We start from the raw sequence: 20,343 nt of genomic DNA on the forward strand, positions 1-20,343 counted from the left end.
TTCTACGATGCCCCACGGAGCGACCAACCACTGGTCGCAATCCAATAGATCGAGCCTCCAGTAGAACCAGGGCGGTTCACTCATCGCCATCCTGGCCGTCCTCGGCGGCCTACTGGCCATCCGCGCCCGCACCCAAGCCCAAGACCGCTTCCTCCAAGCCACCAGCCAACGCCTGACCTCCCAAGCCCAAGCCATGCTCAACGACACCACCCCCGGCAGCGACACCCGCGCCTTCCACCAACTCCTCGCCGCCCGCCACCTCACCCCCACCCCCACCAACGACAGCGCCCTCTACAGCGCCACCATCAAAAAAACCACCACCACCAAAATCATCGAGATCCCCGGCGGCGCGCCCGTCAACGCTCTCGCTGTGAGTCCCGACGGCAGCCGGCTGGCCTCCGGCAGCCGCGACAACATCGCCCGGTTGTGGGACAGCACCACCGGCCAACTCGTGGCGGAACCCATGACCGGGCATGAGTCGCTCTTGTACTCCGTAGCGTTCAGTCCCGACGGCACCCGGCTGGCCACCGCCAGTGCCGACACCACCATCCGACTCTGGGACACCACCACCGGACAACAAATCGGCCAACCACTGACCGGACACACCGACGCGATCAACACCTTGGCGTTCAGTCCCGACGGCACCCGACTGGCCACCGGCGGTGCCGACACCACCATCCGACTCTGGGACACCACCACCACACAACAAATCGGCCAACCACTGACCGGACACACCGAGGCGATCACGGGCATCGCCTACAGCCCCAATGGCACCCGGCTGGCCACAAGCAGCTACGACGACACCATCCGTTTGTGGGACGCCACCACCGGACAACCGATCGGCGCACCACTGACCGGCCACACCGACACCGTCACCAGCATCGCCTTCAGCCCAGACGGCAACCAACTGGCCACCGGTGGTCGCGACAACGTCGTGCGCATCTGGGATCCCGAGACCGGCGCAGCCCTCGGCGAGCCCCTCTCAGGACACTGGAGCACAGTCCTTGCCGTCGCCTTCAGTCCGGACGGGCGTCGCATCGTCTCCGGTGCCGACGACGCCACGGTCCGAGTGTGGGACGTCGCAACCCGGGAGATGATCGGCGAACCCCTCGTCGGCCACGAAAGTGCCGTCTATGACGTGACGTTCACGCCGGACGGGCAACGCGTCATCTCGGGCGGCCGGGACGGCACCGTGCGGATCTGGAATCCTGACGCGCTGGCACCCCTGACCGGACATACCGATGTGGTGACCGGTGTGGCGTTCAGTCCCGACGGCACCAAACTCGCCAGCAGCAGCGGTGACGGCACCATCCGACTCTGGGACCCTCGCACCGGCCGAACACTGCGCGAACCCCTCACCGGCCACGCCGGCCCAGTCACCAGCATCGCCTTCAACCCCGACGGCACCCAACTGGCCTCCGGCGGTGCCGATCACACCGTGCGCATCTGGAACACCGACACCGGCCAACCCCTCGGCGCACCCCTGACCGGCCACACCGGCGAGATCAGCAGCGTCGCCTTCAGCCCCGACGGCACCCGACTCGCCACGGGCAGCTTCGATGATTCGATCCGGTTGTGGAACACCGAAACTTATGAACAGGCCGGTCAACTCGCTGTGCCCGCGCGTACCGCGGCGATCAGCGTGGCCTTCAGTCCCGACGGCACGATGCTTGCCAGTGCCGGTAATCGCGGAACGCTTCTGCTCTGGGACGCCGAGTCCGGCGACCAGCTCGGTGACCCCTTCGATGTCCCAGGAGATGCCGCCGTCGGGGGTGCCGCGTTCAGCCCTGACGGACGGTTCCTCGCCGCCAGCAGCTACGACAGTCTCATACGGGTGTTCGACGTCGAGACCCGCCGGCCCGTCGGCGGACCGTTGAACGGCCACCGTGGACTTGTGCGGTCGGTGGTGTTCGACCCCGGCGGGCAACGCCTGGCCAGCGGCGGATTCGACGGCACCGTGCGGTTGTGGGACGTCGGTCGCGGTCAGCCTTTCGGTGATCCGCTCCTGGGCCACGACTATCAGGTGTTCAATGTGGCGTTCGCGCCCGACGGCAATATCGTCGCAAGTGCGGGAGTCGATCACACTGTGCGCCTGTGGCCCACATCGGCGCAAGAGTCGGAACTGTGCGCAAAGCTCACCGCCAACATGAGCCACCGGCAATGGCGCGACTGGGTTTCCCCCGACATCGACTACCAGCAGACCTGCCCCGACCTACCCGTGGCCCCGGACGGTCCGGTGGCGAAGTGAACGGCCGCTTTCGATTACGACTCTCGATACGCCGGCTGCTCGCTCACGGGACCGTCGTAACTTGCGCGGAACTCCTCGTCGGCAACCGGCCACTGTTCGCCTGCCCCACCCTGAACGATCCAGTCTCCTTCGTGCGCAACAACGTCGCCCTCGAGCGTGCGCACAAGTTCACGTCGATCGGTCCTGCGTGCCAGCACCGTCCCGCAACGTTCGTATCGTCGGGGTCCCACCTGCCGATGGGTTGCCTCGAAAATGCCTGCGGCAACCGACCGCTCGTGGCCCGCATCGTCGACGACCGCCCAGTCCCCCTGCGCGGCGTGCATGACATCTCCGGACGGCGTTGTCCAGGTCCACGGACGATCACGTCTCTCCGCCGTGACCTGTCCGCGGCGCTGGTAACGCCGCCACCCGGACACATCTGCCCGGGGCCGGGTCGAAGACTGGGCCGTCGCGTCTTTCGGCACCGACCGGTAGCCGAGGTTGCGCAGGCACACCAGGGTACTGACCAGACTCTTGCGGGCGGCGTCGGCGAAATCCGGCTTCTGTTCCACCAATTCGTTCCACGGTAGTAGCCGATCGTGGCGGCGCCGGGCGTCGTCACGGTTCTCCGCGAACTTCCAGCCCGCGTCGCTGTAGTACTTTCGCCAGTCCTCGTGCTCGGCTTCGATCATTCGATCGGCGGTCTCCTCGTCGAAGCCCAGGATCTGGAGCTGAGCCATCGGGTCCAGATCCGCGAAATCGTCCGGCAGAGCAGCGGCGGGAGCGGTCTGCTCCAGGCTGTTCCAGGTGTGGTTTCCGAGGGCCTCGACCATCCACAGCGCATTGAGCAACTGACGCCGGTTGGACTGCCTGATGAAAGGGTCGAGCTCCTTCCAGTACTTCGTCGTTGGTTTGTCGCGCGGCTTGTCGGCGCTGTAGTGCTCATGGATGAGCTCGGCTGCACGTTCCCAGACGTCCTGTGGGGCACCGGCATCGAGTTCCATGTCGATCGGGAATGTGTAGAGTGCACCGACGATCGACATATCGATCAGCGATGTCGCGGTTCGGGAGGCGGAATAGACCCGCAGGTGCGGGAACCGTGACGCCAGCCGGGTGCCCTGTGTCTCCAGGTCTGGATCACCGAGCACCACGATGTGGTTCGTGCTGTCCACGCCCTGCAGGTACCGCGTTATCGCGTCGACCGTGGGTTCTTCGTCGACGGCGGTCACAGCCAGCATGCTCCCGGCGGGTGAGACCCGCCGTTGGCGGGCCGTGTGATCCACGACGAAGCCGTCAGCGCCCCTGGCGAAGATCACGACGTTCGACGGAGTGACCACATGCGCCTTGTGATGCAGATGCTGCTCCCGTTCGATCTGGGCCAGCTCGGATGCCAGGGCATAGGTGAGCGGGTACAACCCGCACAGGATCACCGTCGGGCGATCCGGTCGGGCCTCGGTGTCGGCAGGGTCGTGCGTTGTCATGTGCCGGGCCACTTTCGCGGCCGTGATCTCGTATCTGCCGACCGCGTCGGCCACCCAGCCACGGTCGGCGCTGACCGAGAAACTGCGGCGCCAGACCTCCGCCTGCCACGGGTCGTCGATGCGTACGGTCAGCGGGATGCGGGCCCGGACGCGTCCGCGCACCACAGAGTCGATCGCGTTGAACCGTCGGAGATTCTCGACAGGGTCCGCCGACATCAGGTAGAGACGATCGAGTCGGCCCCACACGGTCCCCGACGACAACAGCGCGGGATCGGTCACATCGACTTTTCGGAGTCTGGCGCCGAGTTCCCGCGCTCTGCGTGCGGCGTCGCTTCCCGCATCGACGGTGAGGATCACCGCGGCGCCCGCGGGGTTCAGCGTCTGCAGAATCGCACGCACCATCGACAGCGTCTCGTCATCGACGCCGACGATGACGGTCAGCGAACGCGCGCGCCAGATCGCGAATCGATCGACCTGCGAGCGGAACAGCTGCAGTCCGGCGGCCAGTGCCGCGGTGAGCGTGGTGGTCAGCGCCAACAGACGCGCGATCTCCAGAGCGACCGGCATCGGAGCACAGGGCCCGGCATCGAATGTCTCGACGTTGCCGAGGAACAGCGCGAGTGTCCAGGCCAGCGGCGCGAAAAACGGTGCTTGATCGCCGTGGCACCGCCAGTAACCGCTCATGCCGAGGACGAGGACCGAAGCCGCCATCACGGTGATGACGACCAGCGGAGCCGTGAATGTCGTGCTTCCATCGAGGCGACGCAGCCCGACATAGATGATCGGGATGGCCAGCACCACCGCGATCGACCACAGCGATCCCGGCAATCCGAAACCCCACAACCGATGCGCAACCGCCTCGGACAGCTGTGGATTCACCGCCAGCGCACACACATACAGCACCGCCGCGACGTAGCACGCGCCCGCGACCGCTGCCGCTGACCGCAGCCACCTTCTGCGGGTGAGCCGGAATCCGGGCTCACTGTCGGTCACGAGGTCAAGCTCCCGGGCTGACGGGTCCAGCGGCGGCCGCCGCCGGGCGGACCAGTGACGGCTCCACATTCTGCGCCTCGTAGAGCTTCTTGTACAAACCACCGGCCGCCAACAATTCGTGGTGCGTGCCTTCCTGGACGACTTTCCCGCCGCCCAGCACGATGACCCGGTCGGCTACCGCGGCGATGAAGTCCATGTCGTGGCTGATGACGACGCAGGTGCGGTCGCGGGCGTATTCGCGGATCACCGTGGTCAGCCGGGTGCGCTGATCGGCATCGAGGTTCTCTGTCGGCTCGTCGAGTAGCAGGACCTCGGGCTTGCGCAGCAGACAACGCGCCATCGCGATCAGCCGCTTCTGACCACCGGACGGTACCTGGACGTCTACCACGGTGTCGTAGCCTTCGGGCATCTTGGCCGGGTCGACGATGATGGGGTGGACGTGGGCCAGTCGGCAGGCTTCCTCGATCTGTTCGTCGGTGGCGTTCTGCCGTGCGAGCCGGATGTTCTCGCGGATGGCGTCTTTCATGAAGAACGGGAACTGCGCCAGCTTCGAGACCTGCTCACGCAACGACGCGATCGTGACCTCACTGATGTCGTGGCCGTCCAGCAGAATCCGACCGCGCTGCGGGTCGATGAATCGCAGCAGGAGGTTGAAGATGGTCGACTTGCCGCACCCGATGGCGCCCACCAGCGCGACGGTCTCACCTTCCCTGATCGAGAAGGACACGCCGTCGAGAATCTTCTGTTCGGGTGTGTATCCGAAAGCGACATCCTCGAATTCGATGTTGCCGTGCACTTCCCCGAGTGCGGTGGCGTCGGGTAGCTCACGCACCGTCGGCTCGGTGTCGAGTAGATCGTAGGTGGACTCCACCTGCGGTGCGATCGACTTGTAGGTGGTCCAGGCGGTGACAATCCGCTGGAACGAAGCGAACATCGTCGGCACCGACGACACGAACACGAGCAGACTCGCCAAGTCCAGGCCGAAGCTGGTACTGAAGGCGACGCCGACGATCAACACCAGCGCGGTGCTCAGCGCGATGAACACCTGGACGCTGCGACTGGTGGCCTGCAGCCAGATCATCATCGCCGAAAGGTCTTTGGCCGCTGTGTCCGATGCGTCGAGAAATCTCCTGCTCCGCTGCGATTGAGCGTTGAAGACCTGGATGTCGGTGATGCCGCTGATGGTCTCTTCGAGTTCGCCGCCCATCCTGCGGCCACCCATCATGTTGCGTCGCGTAGCCGCCTGCAGTCGCTGACCGGCGAATCGCAGCCAGATCAGCACGAACGGGGACAGGATCAGCGTGACAAGCGTCATCTGCCAGGACAACGCGATCAGGTAGGCCAGCGCTACCGCGAGGATGACCACGTCGACCGCGGGCGGAATCAGGCACTCGGTCAGCAGGCGTTGCACGCTGCCCGCTTCCATCTGCACACGCTGCATCAACGACCCACTGCGCGCACCGGTGAAGAAATCCAGTGAGAGTGACTGGATGTGGTCGTGTGTGCGTTGCCGGATCTCTGTCAGTAGTTTGCGGTCGACCTGTGCGTCGATCCAGGAGTGCGCGAATCCGAGCAGCTGCGCCAGCACCAGTGCCGCAGCCCAGATGGTCAGGAGTACCGCGAACGGCAGTGGGGTGCCCAACCACCCGAACAGTCCCGACGGGCTGCTCCCCGGCCCGCCCATCAGCGGGCCGCTGAGTCCCCAGGCGTCGGCGAGACTTCCGCGTTGGAACGCTTCGGCCATGACCTGCGTCATCGGACCGAACGCCGCGTTGGATACGAACGGCAACGCCGCGACGACCAATCCGAGCAGGATCAACAACGTCACCGGCCCGCGGAACGAGTCGAGCAGGCGCAGGCTGCGAACGATGTTCGCGCGCTGATGGACCGGCTTCGGCCGGGCACCTACCATCGCCGCACTGATGGCGCCGGCGGGAACGCCCGGCGGGCCCCCCGCCGGGGGCGGACCTGCCATCGGGCTCACACCGGCGGGAGGACCGCCGGGTATGCGGGGTGACATCGGATGCTGGGCCATCTGTTCGCTCCTTGGTCAGTTGCCGACCGGTGTATTCAGCAGATCGGTGATCGTCTGCTCGAGCGCTGCTTTGTCGGGTTTGGACGACGCCAGCCTGACGATGCCGGCGCGGTCGACAAGTGCATAGGTGGGAATACCGTTGGCGCCGTAGTGCTGTCGCGTCTGCGCATCCGCGCAGATGCCCACCGGGAACTTCAGGTCGTGGTCGATGACGAACTGCCGAACCACCTCGAGTTCCTGTTTGCGCCCGTCCGAATCTTGGCGGCGGAAGTGTGTCAGCGCCAGGATTTGCAAACCACCGCGGCCATGCCGTTGAAACAGATCTTGCAACGCAGGCAACATCGCCAGGCACGGTTTGCACCACGGCGCCCAGAACTCGAGGAGAACGACATCGCCGCGCTGGTCGGCCAGGGTTGTCGGGCCGTTGGGCACCCAGTGGTCGACGTCGATCTCGGGTGCCTCGGTTCCCAGCAGACCGATCTGGATCGCCCTGTCCCGCAACTGACCGTAGCCCGTGGACGCGGCGAGCACCTGCTCGGGCGATCCGCCCTCGCGGATGAGTTGGAGCACGCGCTCGGCGAAGGCCGCTTCGATCTCGAGCAGGTTGCGGGCCCGTTCGTGGTCACCTGCCAGCAGGAGTAGGTCTGCGAGGGTGAGTCCCAGCAAAACGCGGTCCCGAAAAGGGGTGTCCGACGGTCGCGCTCGGGCCTCGCCGAGTGCGGATTCGACCATCGCGAGGGCATCGCCTACTCGGCCTTCGCGACGCAGTCGAGCGGCGCCGGTGACGGCTTCGGGAAGCGAGGGGCCGTGGGGCACTGGGGGTCTACTCTCGTCAGTTGACTCTGCCGGCGATCCGGACTGCAAATGGGCGCCGCGCCGCCCGGGTCGTTCCGCCGAGGACAGCATCGGAGCTTCCTCAGCAGTAGGACCCGGGGCGGCGCGACCGCTGAGCCCGACGGTCAGCAGTAGGCCTCCCAGTAAACCCAGTTGCCGTAGCCATCTTCGACGTAGTACCAGCAGATCGCCGCGTATCCCTGGACTTCGCTGGAGGTCGCGCCGGCCGGGACAACGCCCTGCGCGTCATCTTTGCTCAGCTCGTCCTTCCCGGGGAACAGCCGATTGCGGACCTCGTCGGTCATCGGCTTGAGGTTCAGTTTGTACTTCGACAGTTCCGCGTCGGGAACGTCGTAAAGCGCTGGTGCGCCGGTTTCGTCGGTCCCACTCAAGACGGCCATTTCGGTCTCCTTCTGATCGATGTCGTCGACCGAATCCGACTCGGCCGACTGAACGAGATGATCAGACCACCGGCGTCTCGATCGCGGCAATCAAGTGCGCGACAGCTGCCTGTGAAATCTTTTACACTGACGTCAATCAGATTGAACTCTGTTTGCCATTCTGGTAAGGGCAAGTCCGGCGCACCGACCGGATGCCCGCGGGTTTCAGCGAAGTTTCTCCAATGCGGCCATGTTGCGGATCCGCAGCTTCTGGTTGTCATCCATCTGCACCACCTCGCGGCGGCGCAACTCGCTCAGCGCGTGGTTCACGCGCACTCTGGACGCCCCGACCAGACGGGCAAGGTCGGCCTGGGTGAAACGCAACGGAATCCGCACACATTGACCATCGCCGTCCTCGATCACCTCGCCATACTCGCGCGCGAGCAACAACAGGTGCCGAACGATGCGGGTTCGCACATCGATGCCGGCCATCGCCTCGATCCGGTCGTTGGCCAGCCGGATTCGCCGCCCCAATACTCCTGCCAGGTTGGCGCTCAGTTCCGGCATGGTCTGGATGCAGCGCTCGAAGGCGTGGCGGTCGATCCAGAGCAGAGATGTGTCCTCCAGCGGAAGAATGGAGTGCGCACCGTCGGGCGACTCTCCGATGGTCAACGCGCCGATCACGTCACCCGGACCGAGGATCGCCATCATCAGCTCGCTGCCATCTGATTGCTCGACAACGACTTTCACGACACCGAACTGGATGACATAGGCGGTGTCGGCGAGTTGGTCGGACATCACGATCCGGGCTCCGGCGGGCAACATATGCCGTCGCATCAGCCCGTTCAGCACCGCCAGCTCAGCCAACGCCATGTCACGGAAGAGGGAGATCCTCCGAAGGCTGGTGGGGTCGGGAACGGCCGGCATGTCGATCGGTGTTTTCTCAGAGGACCGCAGGACGCCGGTCGCAAACCATCATTCGGCCGCGCCCCCTGCCTGCTCTCCGAGGAGTCGCGGCGGACGACTCACGCGGTTGCGATCCACATTGGCCGCGAGCTCGCGCAGAATCGTCTTGAGCTGGAAGACGGTCAGCCCGGGGTGTTTCCCGAGGATCTTGGCCACGATTCCCGCCATGTGGGGTGAGGCGTAACTGTTGCCGGTCATCTTGCGACGCTTGTGCTCCTGCCACGCAATATCGACGTCGATGCCCAGAGCGCCGAACTCCACCGGCGGATTCGGGTTGTAGTAGAAGACATACGGATCCTGCACCGCATGTGAGGCGACGGAGATGACCGAGGAATACACGGACGGATAGCTGGGGATCGGCATGTTGTTCGCCGCCGTCACCAAGACGATGTTCTTGAAGTACGCGTCGTCGGCCAGTTCGTGGAAGATGCTGAAGAAGTCCCGCTTGGTGGTGCCCAGGCTCAGGTTGCACACGTGCATCCCGTTGTCGATCGCCCACCGCACACCAGCAGCGAAGACTCGGCCCTGGCCGGTGGCCTTGTCCCCCAACACCTTGACGCTGTAGAGCTCACACCCCGGCGCCAGAGACCGGATCACCCCGGCGCAGGCGGTGCCGTGGCCGAAACTGTCTGCGTGCGGGTCGGTGTCGTAGATGAGTTTGAGGTCTTTGTCCTCATGAATGGCAACATATCCGTGTACCGGACCGATATCGGGGTGTGTCGCGTCGACGCCGCTGTCGATGACCGCGACTTTCACGCCCTCACCGGAGCTGCCCTCCCAGGCCCACTGCGGGGTGACGGCATCGATGGGTTCCAGGGGTGCACAGGTCGTGAGTTTGGTGTCGGCGAACGCCGCCGAATACGCGGGGCGCATACTCACCATGAGAGACCAACTTCGCCTGCGGCAGTCACTTCGCGGGTGCGCAGGTAACCGACGAAGCTTCCGAGAATCCCTTTGACGGCGTCGGTTGCATCGTCACCGGAGTGCACGATTTCCTGGACCAGGCGGGCCAGCGCCAACGAATTGCGAAACCCGGTCTGCCGGCCGAGTTCCGTGGTGAAGGCGTGGGCGCGCTGGGTGAGACCGTGGCTGTCGTAGTCCGGGGAACCATCGACTGCCCGAATGAGGTCGGCGACCATGGCGCCGACTCGGCTGTGGTTACGTGACTGCTCGATGGCGACCGCGGCCAGGTTCGCGAACAAGCCGATGGCCTCCATGTCGGCGACACTGAAGGCGTCCACCCCCTCCTTGTCCAACAACTCGAGCACGCCGATGATGGTGCCCTGGAACGACAGCGGCACGCACAAGATGTTCTTCGGTCGAAATCCCAGCGCCGCGGCGATGTCGTTCGCGTCGCGGTCGTCGTCCTCGGTGTCCGAGATGGCCATCGGTTGACCGGTTCTCGCGACCAGGCCGGCAACACCATCCCCCAGCGGCACACGGGTCTTCTTGGGCTCCCCGTCGCCGTCGGCGAACGCGGCCTCGAAGACGAGTTCCTCGCTGTCCGGATCCACCAGGCACAACAACGCCGATTTGGCGTCGATGATGTCGGCGGCCGTGGCCACGATGGTCTGCAGTAGCCGCGAATAGCTGACCGGCGCGCCGATTGCGGCGGCGGCTGACGCGGTCTGCAGCGCGTCACGGAGATCCTGGGCGAACCGGTCCTCGGCGATACGTCGCTGCAGACGCTCGACCTCGGACTCCAACGCAGCGATACGTTCGGCGAGGACGCCATCCGGATCTCCGGCTGCCATGATCCACCCCCCTCAGATCAGCACGACATCGACAGTATCGACAGCGCCGTTCGAATCTAGCAATCTGCCGCCCGCCGTGACCGCTGACTGATCGCGCCTGCAAAGTACCGCTTTCTGCCCGTTCGCGGGCGGTGTCCGATGTTCTTCGGCAGCCCACGCGCACCTGAGGCGAACTACGAGGCTTGCAGGCGCCTCCTGCCGGTCACGACCGGTGAAGGTTCCGGCCACCTCCGCACCGGCAAGTCCACGAACCTGCCGCCACACAGACAGAAAAATCCCCGGCGATGCGAGAACAGCACAGTCGAGTTCGGCGCGTCCCGCCACGTCTACTGCATTTCTCGCTATTGCACAGCAATTCTTTCCGTGTCAAAGTACAGTCTGATCTTGCTCGATCAGTGGCGACTTCGTCGCTGATTCACATCGCTGCGCTCGGGGGGAGGTGCCGGCGTTGACTCCGGAATCTGGTACGTCGCTGCGGCGAAGCGGCCTGGTGCGAGCCACGGTCGTGCTGTTGATCCTGTTGGCGCTCGTCGGAGTGCTCCTGACCGCATTCGGGGGCACCCTCTTCGAACTGTCCGAGACCACACGGCTGATCGTGGGCCTTCTTCTGGCCATCGTTCCCGCCGTCCTGTGGCTCGGCCTGTTCTACGCGCAGGACCACCTCGAACCCGAACCGCACCACTACGTCGTCGGGTTGTTCGTCCTGGGCGGGCTGCTGGGCGGAGCCGTCGAACAGCCGCTGCTGCGTGACTTCCTCAAGGTCCAACTGTGGGCACCATCGGGCATCCTGTCCGAACTGCTGGCCAACATCTTCGTCCATGGTTTGTTGACCGCCGCTCTGGTGTACGTCGCTGTCCGTTTCACCGTGCTGCCCACGCCGGAGTTCGACGAGCGCGTCGACGGCATCATCTACGGCACCTCGGTGGCACTCGGCTTGGGGATCGCCGCCAATCTGACCTACCTGTTCGACCACGGCACGGTCAGCATCGGAGTCGGCACGATGCAGGTCATCGTCACGAGCCTGGCCTATGCGACCTTCGGCGCTCTTGTCGGCTATTTCCTCGGACTGGTCAAGCCGGGGGGTGCACCCCCGTGGTACGCCGGCCTCGGCGTCCTGGTCACGGCGGTCGTCCACGGCTTGTACCTCTACGTCTCAGGCCTTTTCAGCGGGGCCTCGACCGGCCTGTCCTACAACCCGTGGCCCACGCTGATCTCCACGACGGTCTTCGCGGTCCTGGTCTTCGCCGTCGTATTCCTGCTCATCCGCCGCGCCGTAGGACGCACCGCGACGGTGGAGGGGGCATCGGCATGAGTGGGACTCAGTCCTCAACCGAGAACGCCTACCTGCCCGGTTCCCGGCGGTGGCGTGCGGCCGACCTGTCGGTGTTGCTGCTCGTGATCGTGGCATTGGTATGTGCCATCGTTCTACGGCAACTCAACGTCAACGCAACACAATCCGCGTCTTTCGGCGACGTGGTGTTCGAGGTCCCGAGAAGATCCATCGTCGAGTCCACGACCGACGCATATGTTGCGACCGCACCCGGTATGACGGTGCGCGTCGAGAAGCTCCCGACTCCGAGCGGTCCGGCCGGCGAGAGCGGAGATCTGGCGGCTTCGCGGGCGTTGCAACAGGCTCAGAGCAGAACGCTGTATCAGGTGTCGGGGACTCAGGCGGTACAGGCAGACGGCCGAGATGCCGAAGTGCTCAGTTATCAGTACGTGGACAAGAGTTCTCAGGCGTTCGCGACGGGGTTGCGCGTGATCGTCGGGAACGAGTTGCTCGTTCCCGGCGAACAGTCCTATTACGCGGTGGCGCTCGAGGGGCCGTCGGACCGCCGCGCCGAACTGGAAGCGATGTGGCCGAAGATCCAATCCAGTGTCAGCCTTGGAGGTTGAGCGACGATGGACACGCTGCGACGACTCAAGCTCGGTTTCTCGGTGTTCTCGGTCTTGTTGCTCACCGCCGCCCTCGTCCAACCGAGCACCGGAGCGATCCCTCGGGAAACTCGCGAGAAAGTCATTCCCGCGACGGTCAAGGTGTATGCACTCGACAATGACCTTGTTCCCATCGGAACGGGATCCGGTTCGATACTCGTGCAGAGCGGTCAGATACTGACCAACCACCATGTCGTCGCCAACGAAGCCGGAGAGTTGGCCAATGCCGATGGCATCGTCCTGATTTCGATCACTACGGATCCCCGGGATCCGCCGAACCCGACCTACCTGGGCAAGGTCATCCGCTCTGACGCCGCGCTGGATCTCGCACTCGTCACGGTCGTCTCCGATATCAGCGGACGTGACCTCACGGGCTGCCTGACGCTGCCCACCCATTCGATCGGCGATTCCGACGGGCTGCTCGTCGGTGACGAAGTCGCCGTCATCGGTTTTCCCAGCCTCGGCGGCAACTCGGTGACCTATACCGAGGGAACGGTCAGCGGCTTCGAAAAGTCGGGCCCGTGGATCAAGACCGACACCGAGATCAATCCGGGGAACTCGGGGGGAAGCGCGATCGACGGCGAGGGCAAGTTGGTCGGGGTCCCGACCCAGATCATGACGTCGGGTGACGCGAGCCTGCAGGGCAAGATCGGGTTCATCCGCCCCATTGCCGCTGGGACCGAGATCACCAAAGACGTCGGCTCGTTGGGGGTTCCGGGCTGTAAAGGAGGGTCGTCGCTGGGGCCCGTGCCGTCCACCGGGGCCTACGGACCCCTCGATGTCGCTTTCCTCGGTTACACCGCGACCGCGGACGCCACGGAAGCCGTCGAAACCGTGCCGAGCGGATCGACTGAGTTGTTCGCACATTTCGGTTACTACGCCGTGCCGGCCAATACGCCGTTCGCGTTCGAGTGGTTGCGGGACGGGCAACCGACAGGCGTCCGCGAGGAGCACGACGAGTGGCCGGTGGAGGCCGGCGACGGCATGCTGACGGTGAGTACGACCAACGCGAAAGGCCTGGCCGACGGCCGGTACTCCGTGCGGATCACGGCCGGCAACGGCAATGGCACCACCCCGGAGATCAGAGTGGGCGGGACAGCGGCGGCCTCGGCAAAGGTGTCGGTCCGCGGATCCGTGGTCTCGGCCGACACAGGCAGACCGATCTCGGAGGCCTACTTCGTGGTGTTGGCGCCGGGAATCACCTGGGCAGACGCCGATCTCGACAACCCTGATCACATCCTCGACGTCACGCAGACCAATGCCCGGGGTGCCTACCAGAGCAGCGTCGCGTTTCCCACGGATCAGGTGTACTCGGTCGGCGTGGTGGCCGAGGGCTACGAGAATTCACTGTATGACGGTGTCGACTTCACGAAACTCGAACCTGCGGGAGGCGGTTTCGTCGACGCGGGAGTCGTCGAGTTGAAGGCGTTGTGACAACCGGTCGACTTGCGGATTCGCAACACACCCAGAGGTGACCACCAGACGACTATGCCGCCCCCGACCGAATAGACCGCCGATCCTGCAGGACCCGACGGGCAGGAGAACACGCGGCATGATCCGGCACGAGCGACGCTGTGTACTCCAAATCTCTTTCAACACAACGTAAGACGTCACCAGAACCGGTACCGTCTCACCATGACAATGCAGGTCCCGGCGATGGTCGGTCAGTCCGAGGGCGAACATTTCCATTTCCTCAACATCCTGTACACCTCGAAGATCACGAGCGATCAGACGAACGGGGCTCTGACCGTCATGGAGTTCCTCGGGTACAAGAACTTCGCACCCCCGTTGCACCGACATGACGCCGAGGACGAACTCCTCTATGTCCTCGACGGCGCGGTCTGGTTCTCGTGCGGAGAGGTCGAAGCCGTACACGGCAGCGGCGCGATGGTCTGGCTTCCTCGGGGCCTGCCCCACACCTTCCAGGTTCGCTCCGAGACCGCGAGACTGCTGCAGGTGTCCTGCCCGGGACAGTTCGAGCGCTTCGTGGCGGCGCTCGGACGTCCCGCCGACGAACCGGTACTTCCCGCACCTGAGGAGATCGACCCCGCACATGTGGCGCAGGTGTGCAGCGAGTTCTCGATCCAGGTACTCGGGCCACCTCCCCCGCCCATCGCCGACTGAGCCTGTCGGTCGACGGACATAGCATGACGCCCATGGAGCAGCGCATCAGTTTGATCACCCTCGGCGTCGACGACCTCCCCAGGGCGCGCCGCTTCTACGAGCAAGGCCTGGGTTGGAATCCGAAGGACGCCCCTGAAGGTGTCGTGTTCTATCAACTACCCGGCATCGCGCTCGCACTGTTCGGTCGCGACGATCTTGCCGAGGACGCACGCCATCCGATCGACGGCCGCTTCAGCGGCATCACGATCGCGATCAATCAGCACAGTGAAGCCGACGTCGACGCGGTACTGGCGCAGGCCGAGGCTGCAGGAGCGACCATCCTCAAGCCGGCCGAAAGAGTGTTCTGGGGCGGCTATTCCGGCTACTTCGCCGACCTCGACGGCCATGTCTGGGAGGTTGCCCTCAACCCGCAGTGGACCATCAACGACGACGGCACTCTCAGCATCTGATCAGCGTCGGCCGCGCTTGGCCGCGCCCGGCTTGCGTGCGACCTTGCCCGCTGCCGCGCGCGCAGCCTGCTTGGCCAGTGCCTTTTCCCGCGCGGTGCGCTTCGGTGCGGGTTCGGATTGCCCCCTCGACGACCCGGGTTTGCGGCCTCGGACAACACCGATGAACTCCTCGACGAGCTGCGGCTGCGGCCCGTCCGGAACGCCCAGCGCCACCGCGCAAGTGGGGGCATCGGTGATAGGTCGGTAGGTGAGGTCCTTGCGGTGATGGAGGCGCGCCAAAGACTGCGGGACGATCAGGGCGCCCATCCCGGCAGCGACGAGTTCGATTGCATCGGAGGTGGTTTCGGGACGGTGATCAACCGGGACACCGGGTGGGTCGGCCCAGTCGACGACGTCGTCGAGCGGGAGCACCGTCGGCTCATCCCCCAGGTCGGCGGCAGCGACCGCGTCAGCTGCGGTCAGCAGGTGATCGGTGGGCACCACGACCACCGTGGTCTCCTCGTAGAGAGGGATGACCGCCAATCCGGACGTGTCGGTCGGAAGCCTCAACACCGCCACGTCCACAGCGCCGTCACGGACGGCGTCGGCTGCTTCGGCGGCACCGACAGTGCGCAACTGCAGAGGGACGTCTGGATGTCGCTGCGCCCAGGTCCGCGCCCACTTCGCCGGCGTGGCACCCGGGACGTACCCGAGGGTCAGCGAGCGCGCGGTCATCGGATCAGGCTACCGATAGGCTGTGCCCATGAGCAGGCCCGATGCACAGTCGATGAAACCCGCGACCGCGGCGAAGAAGCTGGACGTGTACCTACCTGCCACTCCCCCGGAGTTCCAGGAGAACGCGATCACCCGCAGCGAGCTGGCCGCGCTGCAGGCCGACCCGCCACAGTGGCTCAAAGATCTTCGCAAGAACGGGCCACACCCGAAGAACCTCGTCGCCGCCAAGCTCGGCGTGTCGATCGCCGGTCTCGCGCGCGGTGGCGTCACCGAAGCGCTGACCTCCGAGCAGATCGGTCAGCTTCTCGAGGAGATGCCCGAGTGGCTGGTCGCCGAGCGCGAGAGCTACCAGAATGTGCTGCGCGAGGAGCGGCGCTTGAAGTCGCTCCGGTCGGAGAAGGCTCAAGACACCTGAGCGGTCTGAGTCCGGCTGTGCAGCCTCATACGCGACTCGTCGATCCGGCCGGAAAACACCCGCACATCGACGCGGGAGTTACCGACGTCCGCGCAGCAGGTACGCGGCCGGCAAGACTCCCGACGAACTCACCACGGTGAGTGCGGCACGCCAAAGCCAGCGTGGGCCGTTGACCGCGGCGTCGTCGCGCCCGGCCAGGTCACGCAACGCCCATGCTCGCAAGACACCGTCGACCAGCGCCGCGACAACGATTGCCGTTCTGCCTGCCGGCGGCAGATCCTTCCACGATTTAGCGACCATGACAGCCCACCTTTCGTCCTAGTGCTACCGAAAGAACTTGTCGCTGAGGCGATCGAAGAAGTCATCGATGCGCCGCTCCAGTCGGCTCCCCGAAACCCACGTCTCCCACACGAAAATCAGACCGAACAGCGCGATGACGATCCCGAGGACCAGCGCGGCAATCAGAAGCGCTTCCATGGTTGTCGACATCGGAACACCCTCGTGCGCAACGACTCCGGCACCGACGGGCAAAGGTCCGGGGAATCCCGGACCTCCGCGCCGTCAGTGTTCTACAGCATGCAGCTGACGCAACCCTCCACCTCAGTGCCCTCCAGTGCCATCTGACGCAGCCGGATGTAGTACAGCGTCTTGATGCCCTTGCGCCAGGCGTAGATCTGCGCCTTGTTCACGTCGCGGGTGGTGGCGGTGTCCTTGAAGAACAGCGTCAGGCTCAGCCCCTGGTCCACGTGCTGGGTGGCCGCGGCGTAGGTGTCGATGATCTTCTCGTACCCGATCTCGTACGCGTCCTGGTAATACTCCAGATTGTCGTTGGTCAGGTACGGCGCCGGGTAGTAGACGCGACCGATCTTGCCTTCCTTGCGGATCTCGATCTTGCTCGCCACCGGGTGGATCGAGCTGGTCGAGTGGTTGATGTAGGAGATCGATCCCGTCGGCGGAATCGCCTGCAGGTTCTGGTTGTAGATGCCGTGCTTGCCCACCGACTCCTTCAACCGCTTCCAGTCGTCCTGGTTCGGGATGCGGATGCCGGCCTCGGCGAAGATCTGCCGGACCTTCGCCGTCTTGGGCTCCCACACCTGATCGGTGTACTTGTCGAAGAATTCACCGCTGGCGTACTTCGATCGTTCGAATCCCTTGAAGTGCACGCCGCGTTCGATCGAGATGCGGTTCGACGCGCGCAGCGCGTGGTACAGCACGCAGTAGAAGTAGATGTTGGTGAAGTCGATGCCCTCGTCGGAGCCGTAGAAGATCCGCTCACGCGCGAGATAGCCGTGCAGGTTCATCTGCCCCAGCCCTATGGCGTGAGAGTCGTTGTTGCCCTGCTCGATCGACGGTACCGAGGCGATCGAGGTCTGGTCGCTCACCGCTGTCAGCGCGCGGATGGCGACCTCGACGGTCTGCGCGAAGTCGGGCGAATCCATGGCCTTGGCGATGTTGAGCGAGCCGAGGTTGCAGGAGATGTCCTTGCCGATCTTCTTGTAGGACAGGTCCTCGTTGAATTCCGACGGTGTGGAGACCTGCAGGATCTCCGAGCACAGGTTGGAGTGGGTGATCTTGCCGTCGATGGGGTTGGCCCGGTTCACCGTGTCCTCGTACATGATGTACGGATATCCGGACTCGAACTGCAGCTCGGCCAGCGTTTGGAAGAACTCGCGGGCGTTGATCTTCGTCTTGCGGATCCGGCTGTCGTCGACCATCTCGTAGTACTTCTCGGTGACAGAGATGTCGGCGAACGGAACACCGTAGACGCGCTCGACGTCGTACGGCGAGAACAGGTACATGTCGTCGTTGTTCTTCGCCAGCTCGAAGGTGATGTCGGGGATCACCACGCCCAGGCTCAGCGTCTTGATCCGGATCTTCTCGTCGGCGTTTTCGCGCTTGGTGTCGAGGAACCGGTAGATGTCGGGGTGGTGGGCGTGCAGGTACACCGCGCCCGCACCCTGACGTGCACCGAGCTGATTGGCGTAGGAGAACGAGTCCTCGAGCAGCTTCATGATCGGGATGACACCCGAACTCTGATTCTCGATGTTCTTGATCGGCGCACCGTGCTCACGAATGTTGGTGAGCAGCAGCGCAACTCCGCCGCCTCGCTTGGACAGCTGCAGTGCCGAGTTGATGGAGCGCCCGATCGACTCCATGTTGTCCTCGATGCGCAGCAAAAAGCAGCTCACCGGCTCGCCGCGTTGCTTCTTGCCGGAGTTCAGGAACGTCGGCGTCGCCGGCTGGAACCGGCCGTCGATGATCTCGTCGACGAGCTTCTCGGCCAGCGCGGTGTCACCGGCGGCCAGCGTCAGCGCCACCATCACCACGCGGTCCTCGAACCGCTCCAGGTACCGCTTACCGTCGAAGGTCTTCAGCGTGTAGGAGGTGTAGTACTTGAACGCGCCGAGGAAGGTCGGGAACCGGAACTTCTTGGCGTAGGCGCGATCCAGCAGCGTCTTGACGAAGTTGCGCGAGTACTGGTCGAGCACCTCGCGCTCGTAGTAGTTCTTCTCGACCAGGTAGTCGAGCTTCTCGTCCTGGCTGTGGAAGAACACCGTGTTCTGGTTGACGTGCTGCAAGAAGAACTCGCGCGCGGCCAGCACGTCCTTGTCGAACTGAATCTTGCCGTCGGCATCGTAGAGATTCAGCATCGCGTTCAACGCGTGGTAGTCGGTCTCCCCCGGCAGCGCGTGCGTGCCCGTGGTTACTGGTTCTGCAGCTGTGACGGTTGGTGGCACGTCTGTTCCTTCCAGAAGTCTTGCAATCCCGCCCGGACGGCGTCGACGTCGTCCGGGGTTCCCATCAGTTCGAATCGGTAGAGGTATGGCACGCCACACTTACGTGAGACGACGTTGCCCGCGTAGGCGAACTCGGCGCCGAAGTTGTTGTTGCCCGCGGCGATGACGCCGCGGATCAACGACCGGTTGTGTTCGTCGTTCAAGAAAGCGATCACCTGCTTGGGGACGTAACCGCCGTCGTTGATGTCGGGCGTCGCCCGCCCGCCGCCGTACGTCGGCAGGACCAGAACGTACGGTTCGTCGACCTGGATACGCCCGTGTAGCGGAATTCTGGTGGCGGGCACCCCGAGCTTCTCGACGAAGCGGTGGGTGTTCTCGGACACGCTGGAGAAGTACACGAGGTTGGTCATCTCACTCCTGCACTTCCCTGGCTCGTCCGTCTCCTGCTCCCGCCCATCGCGCTTCAGGCCGTGGCCGCCGCTCCCGCCAGCGCCTTGATCCGGTCGGGGCGGAAACCCGACCAGTGCTCGCCACCGGCCACGACCACCGGAGCCTGCAGGTAGCCCAGGGCCATCACGTAGTCGCGCGCCTCGTCGTCGACCGAGATGTCGATGACGTCGTAGGCGATGCCCGCCTTGTCGAGCGCCTTGTAGGTCGCGTTGCACTGCACGCAGGCCGGCTTCGTGTACACGGTGACGGCGGCTGGCTGTGTCATCTGTGATCGGCTCCTGTCGTGAGGCATATGAGAAGAAGGGCTGGCAACATCTGGATTACTGCGTCTCGCTGTGGTTCAGCGACCTGGGGACCGCCGAAATTCCGGGCCGCCGCGACCGTGTCCCGGCTCGCGTTGAGGGCGACTGTGCCGGTGTTCTCGGTCCCGCTCGGACACCATATCTTGGGGTTCCGTTGGTGCTCGAAACACTACACCTAGTGTCTGACTTTCAGAAGAGATACAAGATGTTCTGAATGACATTCTTGAAATTCCCAGGTCGTAAGCCTTTCTCCACGCGACGCACCGGCGTGTCGCACGTCACAACCGACCGTGTCGCACGCCGCAGGACAGGTGTACCAGCACCCACCGACAACAGCGCCGACCCGCGAGGCCTCCGCGTCAGCGTTCAGCAAACAATTTGTACGGTCGCGAGGGTCGCGGGCAAAGACCGTCCGGCGTGGTGACGGCCGCTACGCTGCGAACCCGTGCGCGAAGCGACTCGCTCGGCGCAGCACACCGACCGGGCCCGGCTACTCCGCAGCCGGACAGAAGGCACCTACGTCGGCGTCGATGGGCAGCCGGATGC

General features: G+C 64.5%; 20 protein-coding genes. 7 read left to right on the plus strand and 13 right to left on the minus strand.

All coding sequences use genetic code 11. The features are described 5' to 3' along the window. Positions 1-193: 193 nt before the first annotated feature. Positions 194-2,248: a hypothetical protein gene (locus ACAG25_RS22220; protein ID WP_370490639.1), complete on the plus strand. Its 2,055-nt coding sequence runs from the start codon at positions 194-196 to the stop codon at positions 2,246-2,248. Positions 2,249-2,262: 14 nt separating this feature from the next. Here the strand turns inward: ACAG25_RS22220 and ACAG25_RS22225 are convergent, their stop codons facing one another. From ACAG25_RS22225 to ACAG25_RS22255, 7 genes are all read right to left on the minus strand, one after another. Then, positions 2,263-4,701, minus strand: coding sequence for a RyR domain-containing protein (locus ACAG25_RS22225; protein ID WP_370490640.1), 2,439 nt, complete (start codon positions 4,699-4,701; stop codon positions 2,263-2,265). A gap of 4 nt (positions 4,702-4,705) precedes the next feature. After that, positions 4,706-6,736 (minus strand): ABC transporter ATP-binding protein, encoded by a 2,031-nt coding sequence (locus ACAG25_RS22230; protein WP_370490641.1) that lies wholly within the window; start codon positions 6,734-6,736, stop codon positions 4,706-4,708. A gap of 15 nt (positions 6,737-6,751) precedes the next feature. Beyond that, positions 6,752-7,642 carry a TlpA family protein disulfide reductase gene (locus ACAG25_RS22235; RefSeq protein WP_370490642.1) on the minus strand — a complete coding sequence of 297 codons (891 nt, stop codon included), beginning with the start codon at positions 7,640-7,642 and terminating at the stop codon, positions 6,752-6,754. Positions 7,643-7,695: 53 nt separating this feature from the next. Further along, positions 7,696-7,971, minus strand: coding sequence for a hypothetical protein (locus tag ACAG25_RS22240; protein WP_370490643.1), 276 nt, complete (start codon positions 7,969-7,971; stop codon positions 7,696-7,698). A 204-nt stretch (positions 7,972-8,175) separates the two neighbouring features. Beyond that, positions 8,176-8,823 (minus strand): Crp/Fnr family transcriptional regulator, encoded by a 648-nt coding sequence (locus ACAG25_RS22245; protein ID WP_370490644.1) that lies wholly within the window; start codon positions 8,821-8,823, stop codon positions 8,176-8,178. Positions 8,824-8,925: 102 nt separating this feature from the next. Then, complete coding sequence (locus ACAG25_RS22250) at positions 8,926-9,789, minus strand: S8 family serine peptidase (RefSeq protein ID WP_370490699.1); 864 nt, start codon at positions 9,787-9,789, stop codon at positions 8,926-8,928. Positions 9,790-9,791: 2 nt separating this feature from the next. Further along, on the minus strand, positions 9,792-10,670 hold the full coding sequence (locus ACAG25_RS22255) for a GAF domain-containing protein (RefSeq protein ID WP_370490645.1): 879 nt from the start codon (positions 10,668-10,670) through the stop codon (positions 9,792-9,794). A gap of 448 nt (positions 10,671-11,118) precedes the next feature. Between ACAG25_RS22255 and ACAG25_RS22260 the strand changes: the two genes are divergently transcribed. The 5 genes from ACAG25_RS22260 to ACAG25_RS22280 all read left to right on the plus strand — a co-directional run bounded on the left by ACAG25_RS22260 (position 11,119) and on the right by ACAG25_RS22280 (position 15,178). Beyond that, positions 11,119-11,982 carry a PrsW family glutamic-type intramembrane protease gene (locus ACAG25_RS22260; protein ID WP_370490646.1) on the plus strand — a complete coding sequence of 288 codons (864 nt, stop codon included), beginning with the start codon at positions 11,119-11,121 and terminating at the stop codon, positions 11,980-11,982. Beyond that, positions 11,979-12,566: a hypothetical protein gene (locus tag ACAG25_RS22265; RefSeq protein ID WP_370490647.1), complete on the plus strand. Its 588-nt coding sequence runs from the start codon at positions 11,979-11,981 to the stop codon at positions 12,564-12,566. The genes ACAG25_RS22260 and ACAG25_RS22265 overlap by 4 nt, the downstream gene beginning before the upstream one ends. Before the next feature lie 6 nt (positions 12,567-12,572). Next, positions 12,573-14,039 (plus strand): S1C family serine protease, encoded by a 1,467-nt coding sequence (locus ACAG25_RS22270; RefSeq protein WP_370490648.1) that lies wholly within the window; start codon positions 12,573-12,575, stop codon positions 14,037-14,039. Positions 14,040-14,240: 201 nt separating this feature from the next. After that, positions 14,241-14,729 carry a cupin domain-containing protein gene (locus tag ACAG25_RS22275; RefSeq protein ID WP_370490649.1) on the plus strand — a complete coding sequence of 163 codons (489 nt, stop codon included), beginning with the start codon at positions 14,241-14,243 and terminating at the stop codon, positions 14,727-14,729. A gap of 32 nt (positions 14,730-14,761) precedes the next feature. After that, entirely contained in the window at positions 14,762-15,178 is a 417-nt protein-coding gene (locus ACAG25_RS22280) for a VOC family protein (RefSeq protein WP_370490650.1), read from the plus strand. On the opposite strand, the gene ACAG25_RS22285 is transcribed toward ACAG25_RS22280, so the two are convergent. Then, a complete protein-coding gene (locus tag ACAG25_RS22285) occupies positions 15,179-15,892 on the minus strand; it encodes a LysR family transcriptional regulator substrate-binding protein (protein WP_370490651.1) in 714 nt (237 codons plus the stop codon). It abuts the gene before it with no gap. A 28-nt stretch (positions 15,893-15,920) separates the two neighbouring features. Between ACAG25_RS22285 and ACAG25_RS22290 the strand changes: the two genes are divergently transcribed. Beyond that, a complete protein-coding gene (locus tag ACAG25_RS22290; protein WP_370490652.1) occupies positions 15,921-16,307 on the plus strand; it encodes a DUF5997 family protein in 387 nt (128 codons plus the stop codon). Positions 16,308-16,385: 78 nt separating this feature from the next. Here the strand turns inward: ACAG25_RS22290 and ACAG25_RS22295 are convergent, their stop codons facing one another. The 5 genes from ACAG25_RS22295 to nrdH form a co-directional block, all read right to left on the minus strand. Beyond that, entirely contained in the window at positions 16,386-16,607 is a 222-nt protein-coding gene (locus tag ACAG25_RS22295) for a hypothetical protein (RefSeq protein ID WP_370490653.1), read from the minus strand. A gap of 24 nt (positions 16,608-16,631) precedes the next feature. Then, positions 16,632-16,796, minus strand: a complete 165-nt coding sequence (locus ACAG25_RS22300) for a hypothetical protein (protein ID WP_370490654.1) — start codon at positions 16,794-16,796, stop codon at positions 16,632-16,634. 80 nt (positions 16,797-16,876) lie between these two features. Further along, positions 16,877-19,045: a class 1b ribonucleoside-diphosphate reductase subunit alpha gene (nrdE, locus tag ACAG25_RS22305; RefSeq protein ID WP_370490655.1), complete on the minus strand. Its 2,169-nt coding sequence runs from the start codon at positions 19,043-19,045 to the stop codon at positions 16,877-16,879. After that, positions 19,012-19,455, minus strand: coding sequence for a class Ib ribonucleoside-diphosphate reductase assembly flavoprotein NrdI (gene nrdI / locus ACAG25_RS22310; protein WP_370490656.1), 444 nt, complete (start codon positions 19,453-19,455; stop codon positions 19,012-19,014). The genes nrdE and nrdI overlap by 34 nt, the downstream gene beginning before the upstream one ends. Positions 19,456-19,508: 53 nt before the next feature. Then, complete coding sequence (gene nrdH / locus ACAG25_RS22315) at positions 19,509-19,760, minus strand: glutaredoxin-like protein NrdH (RefSeq protein ID WP_370490657.1); 252 nt, start codon at positions 19,758-19,760, stop codon at positions 19,509-19,511. Between the last annotated feature and the right edge of the window lie 583 nt (positions 19,761-20,343).

Source organism: Mycobacterium sp. pV006, assembly GCF_041287115.1.
Taxonomy (GTDB): Bacteria; Actinomycetota; Actinomycetes; order Mycobacteriales; family Mycobacteriaceae; genus Mycobacterium.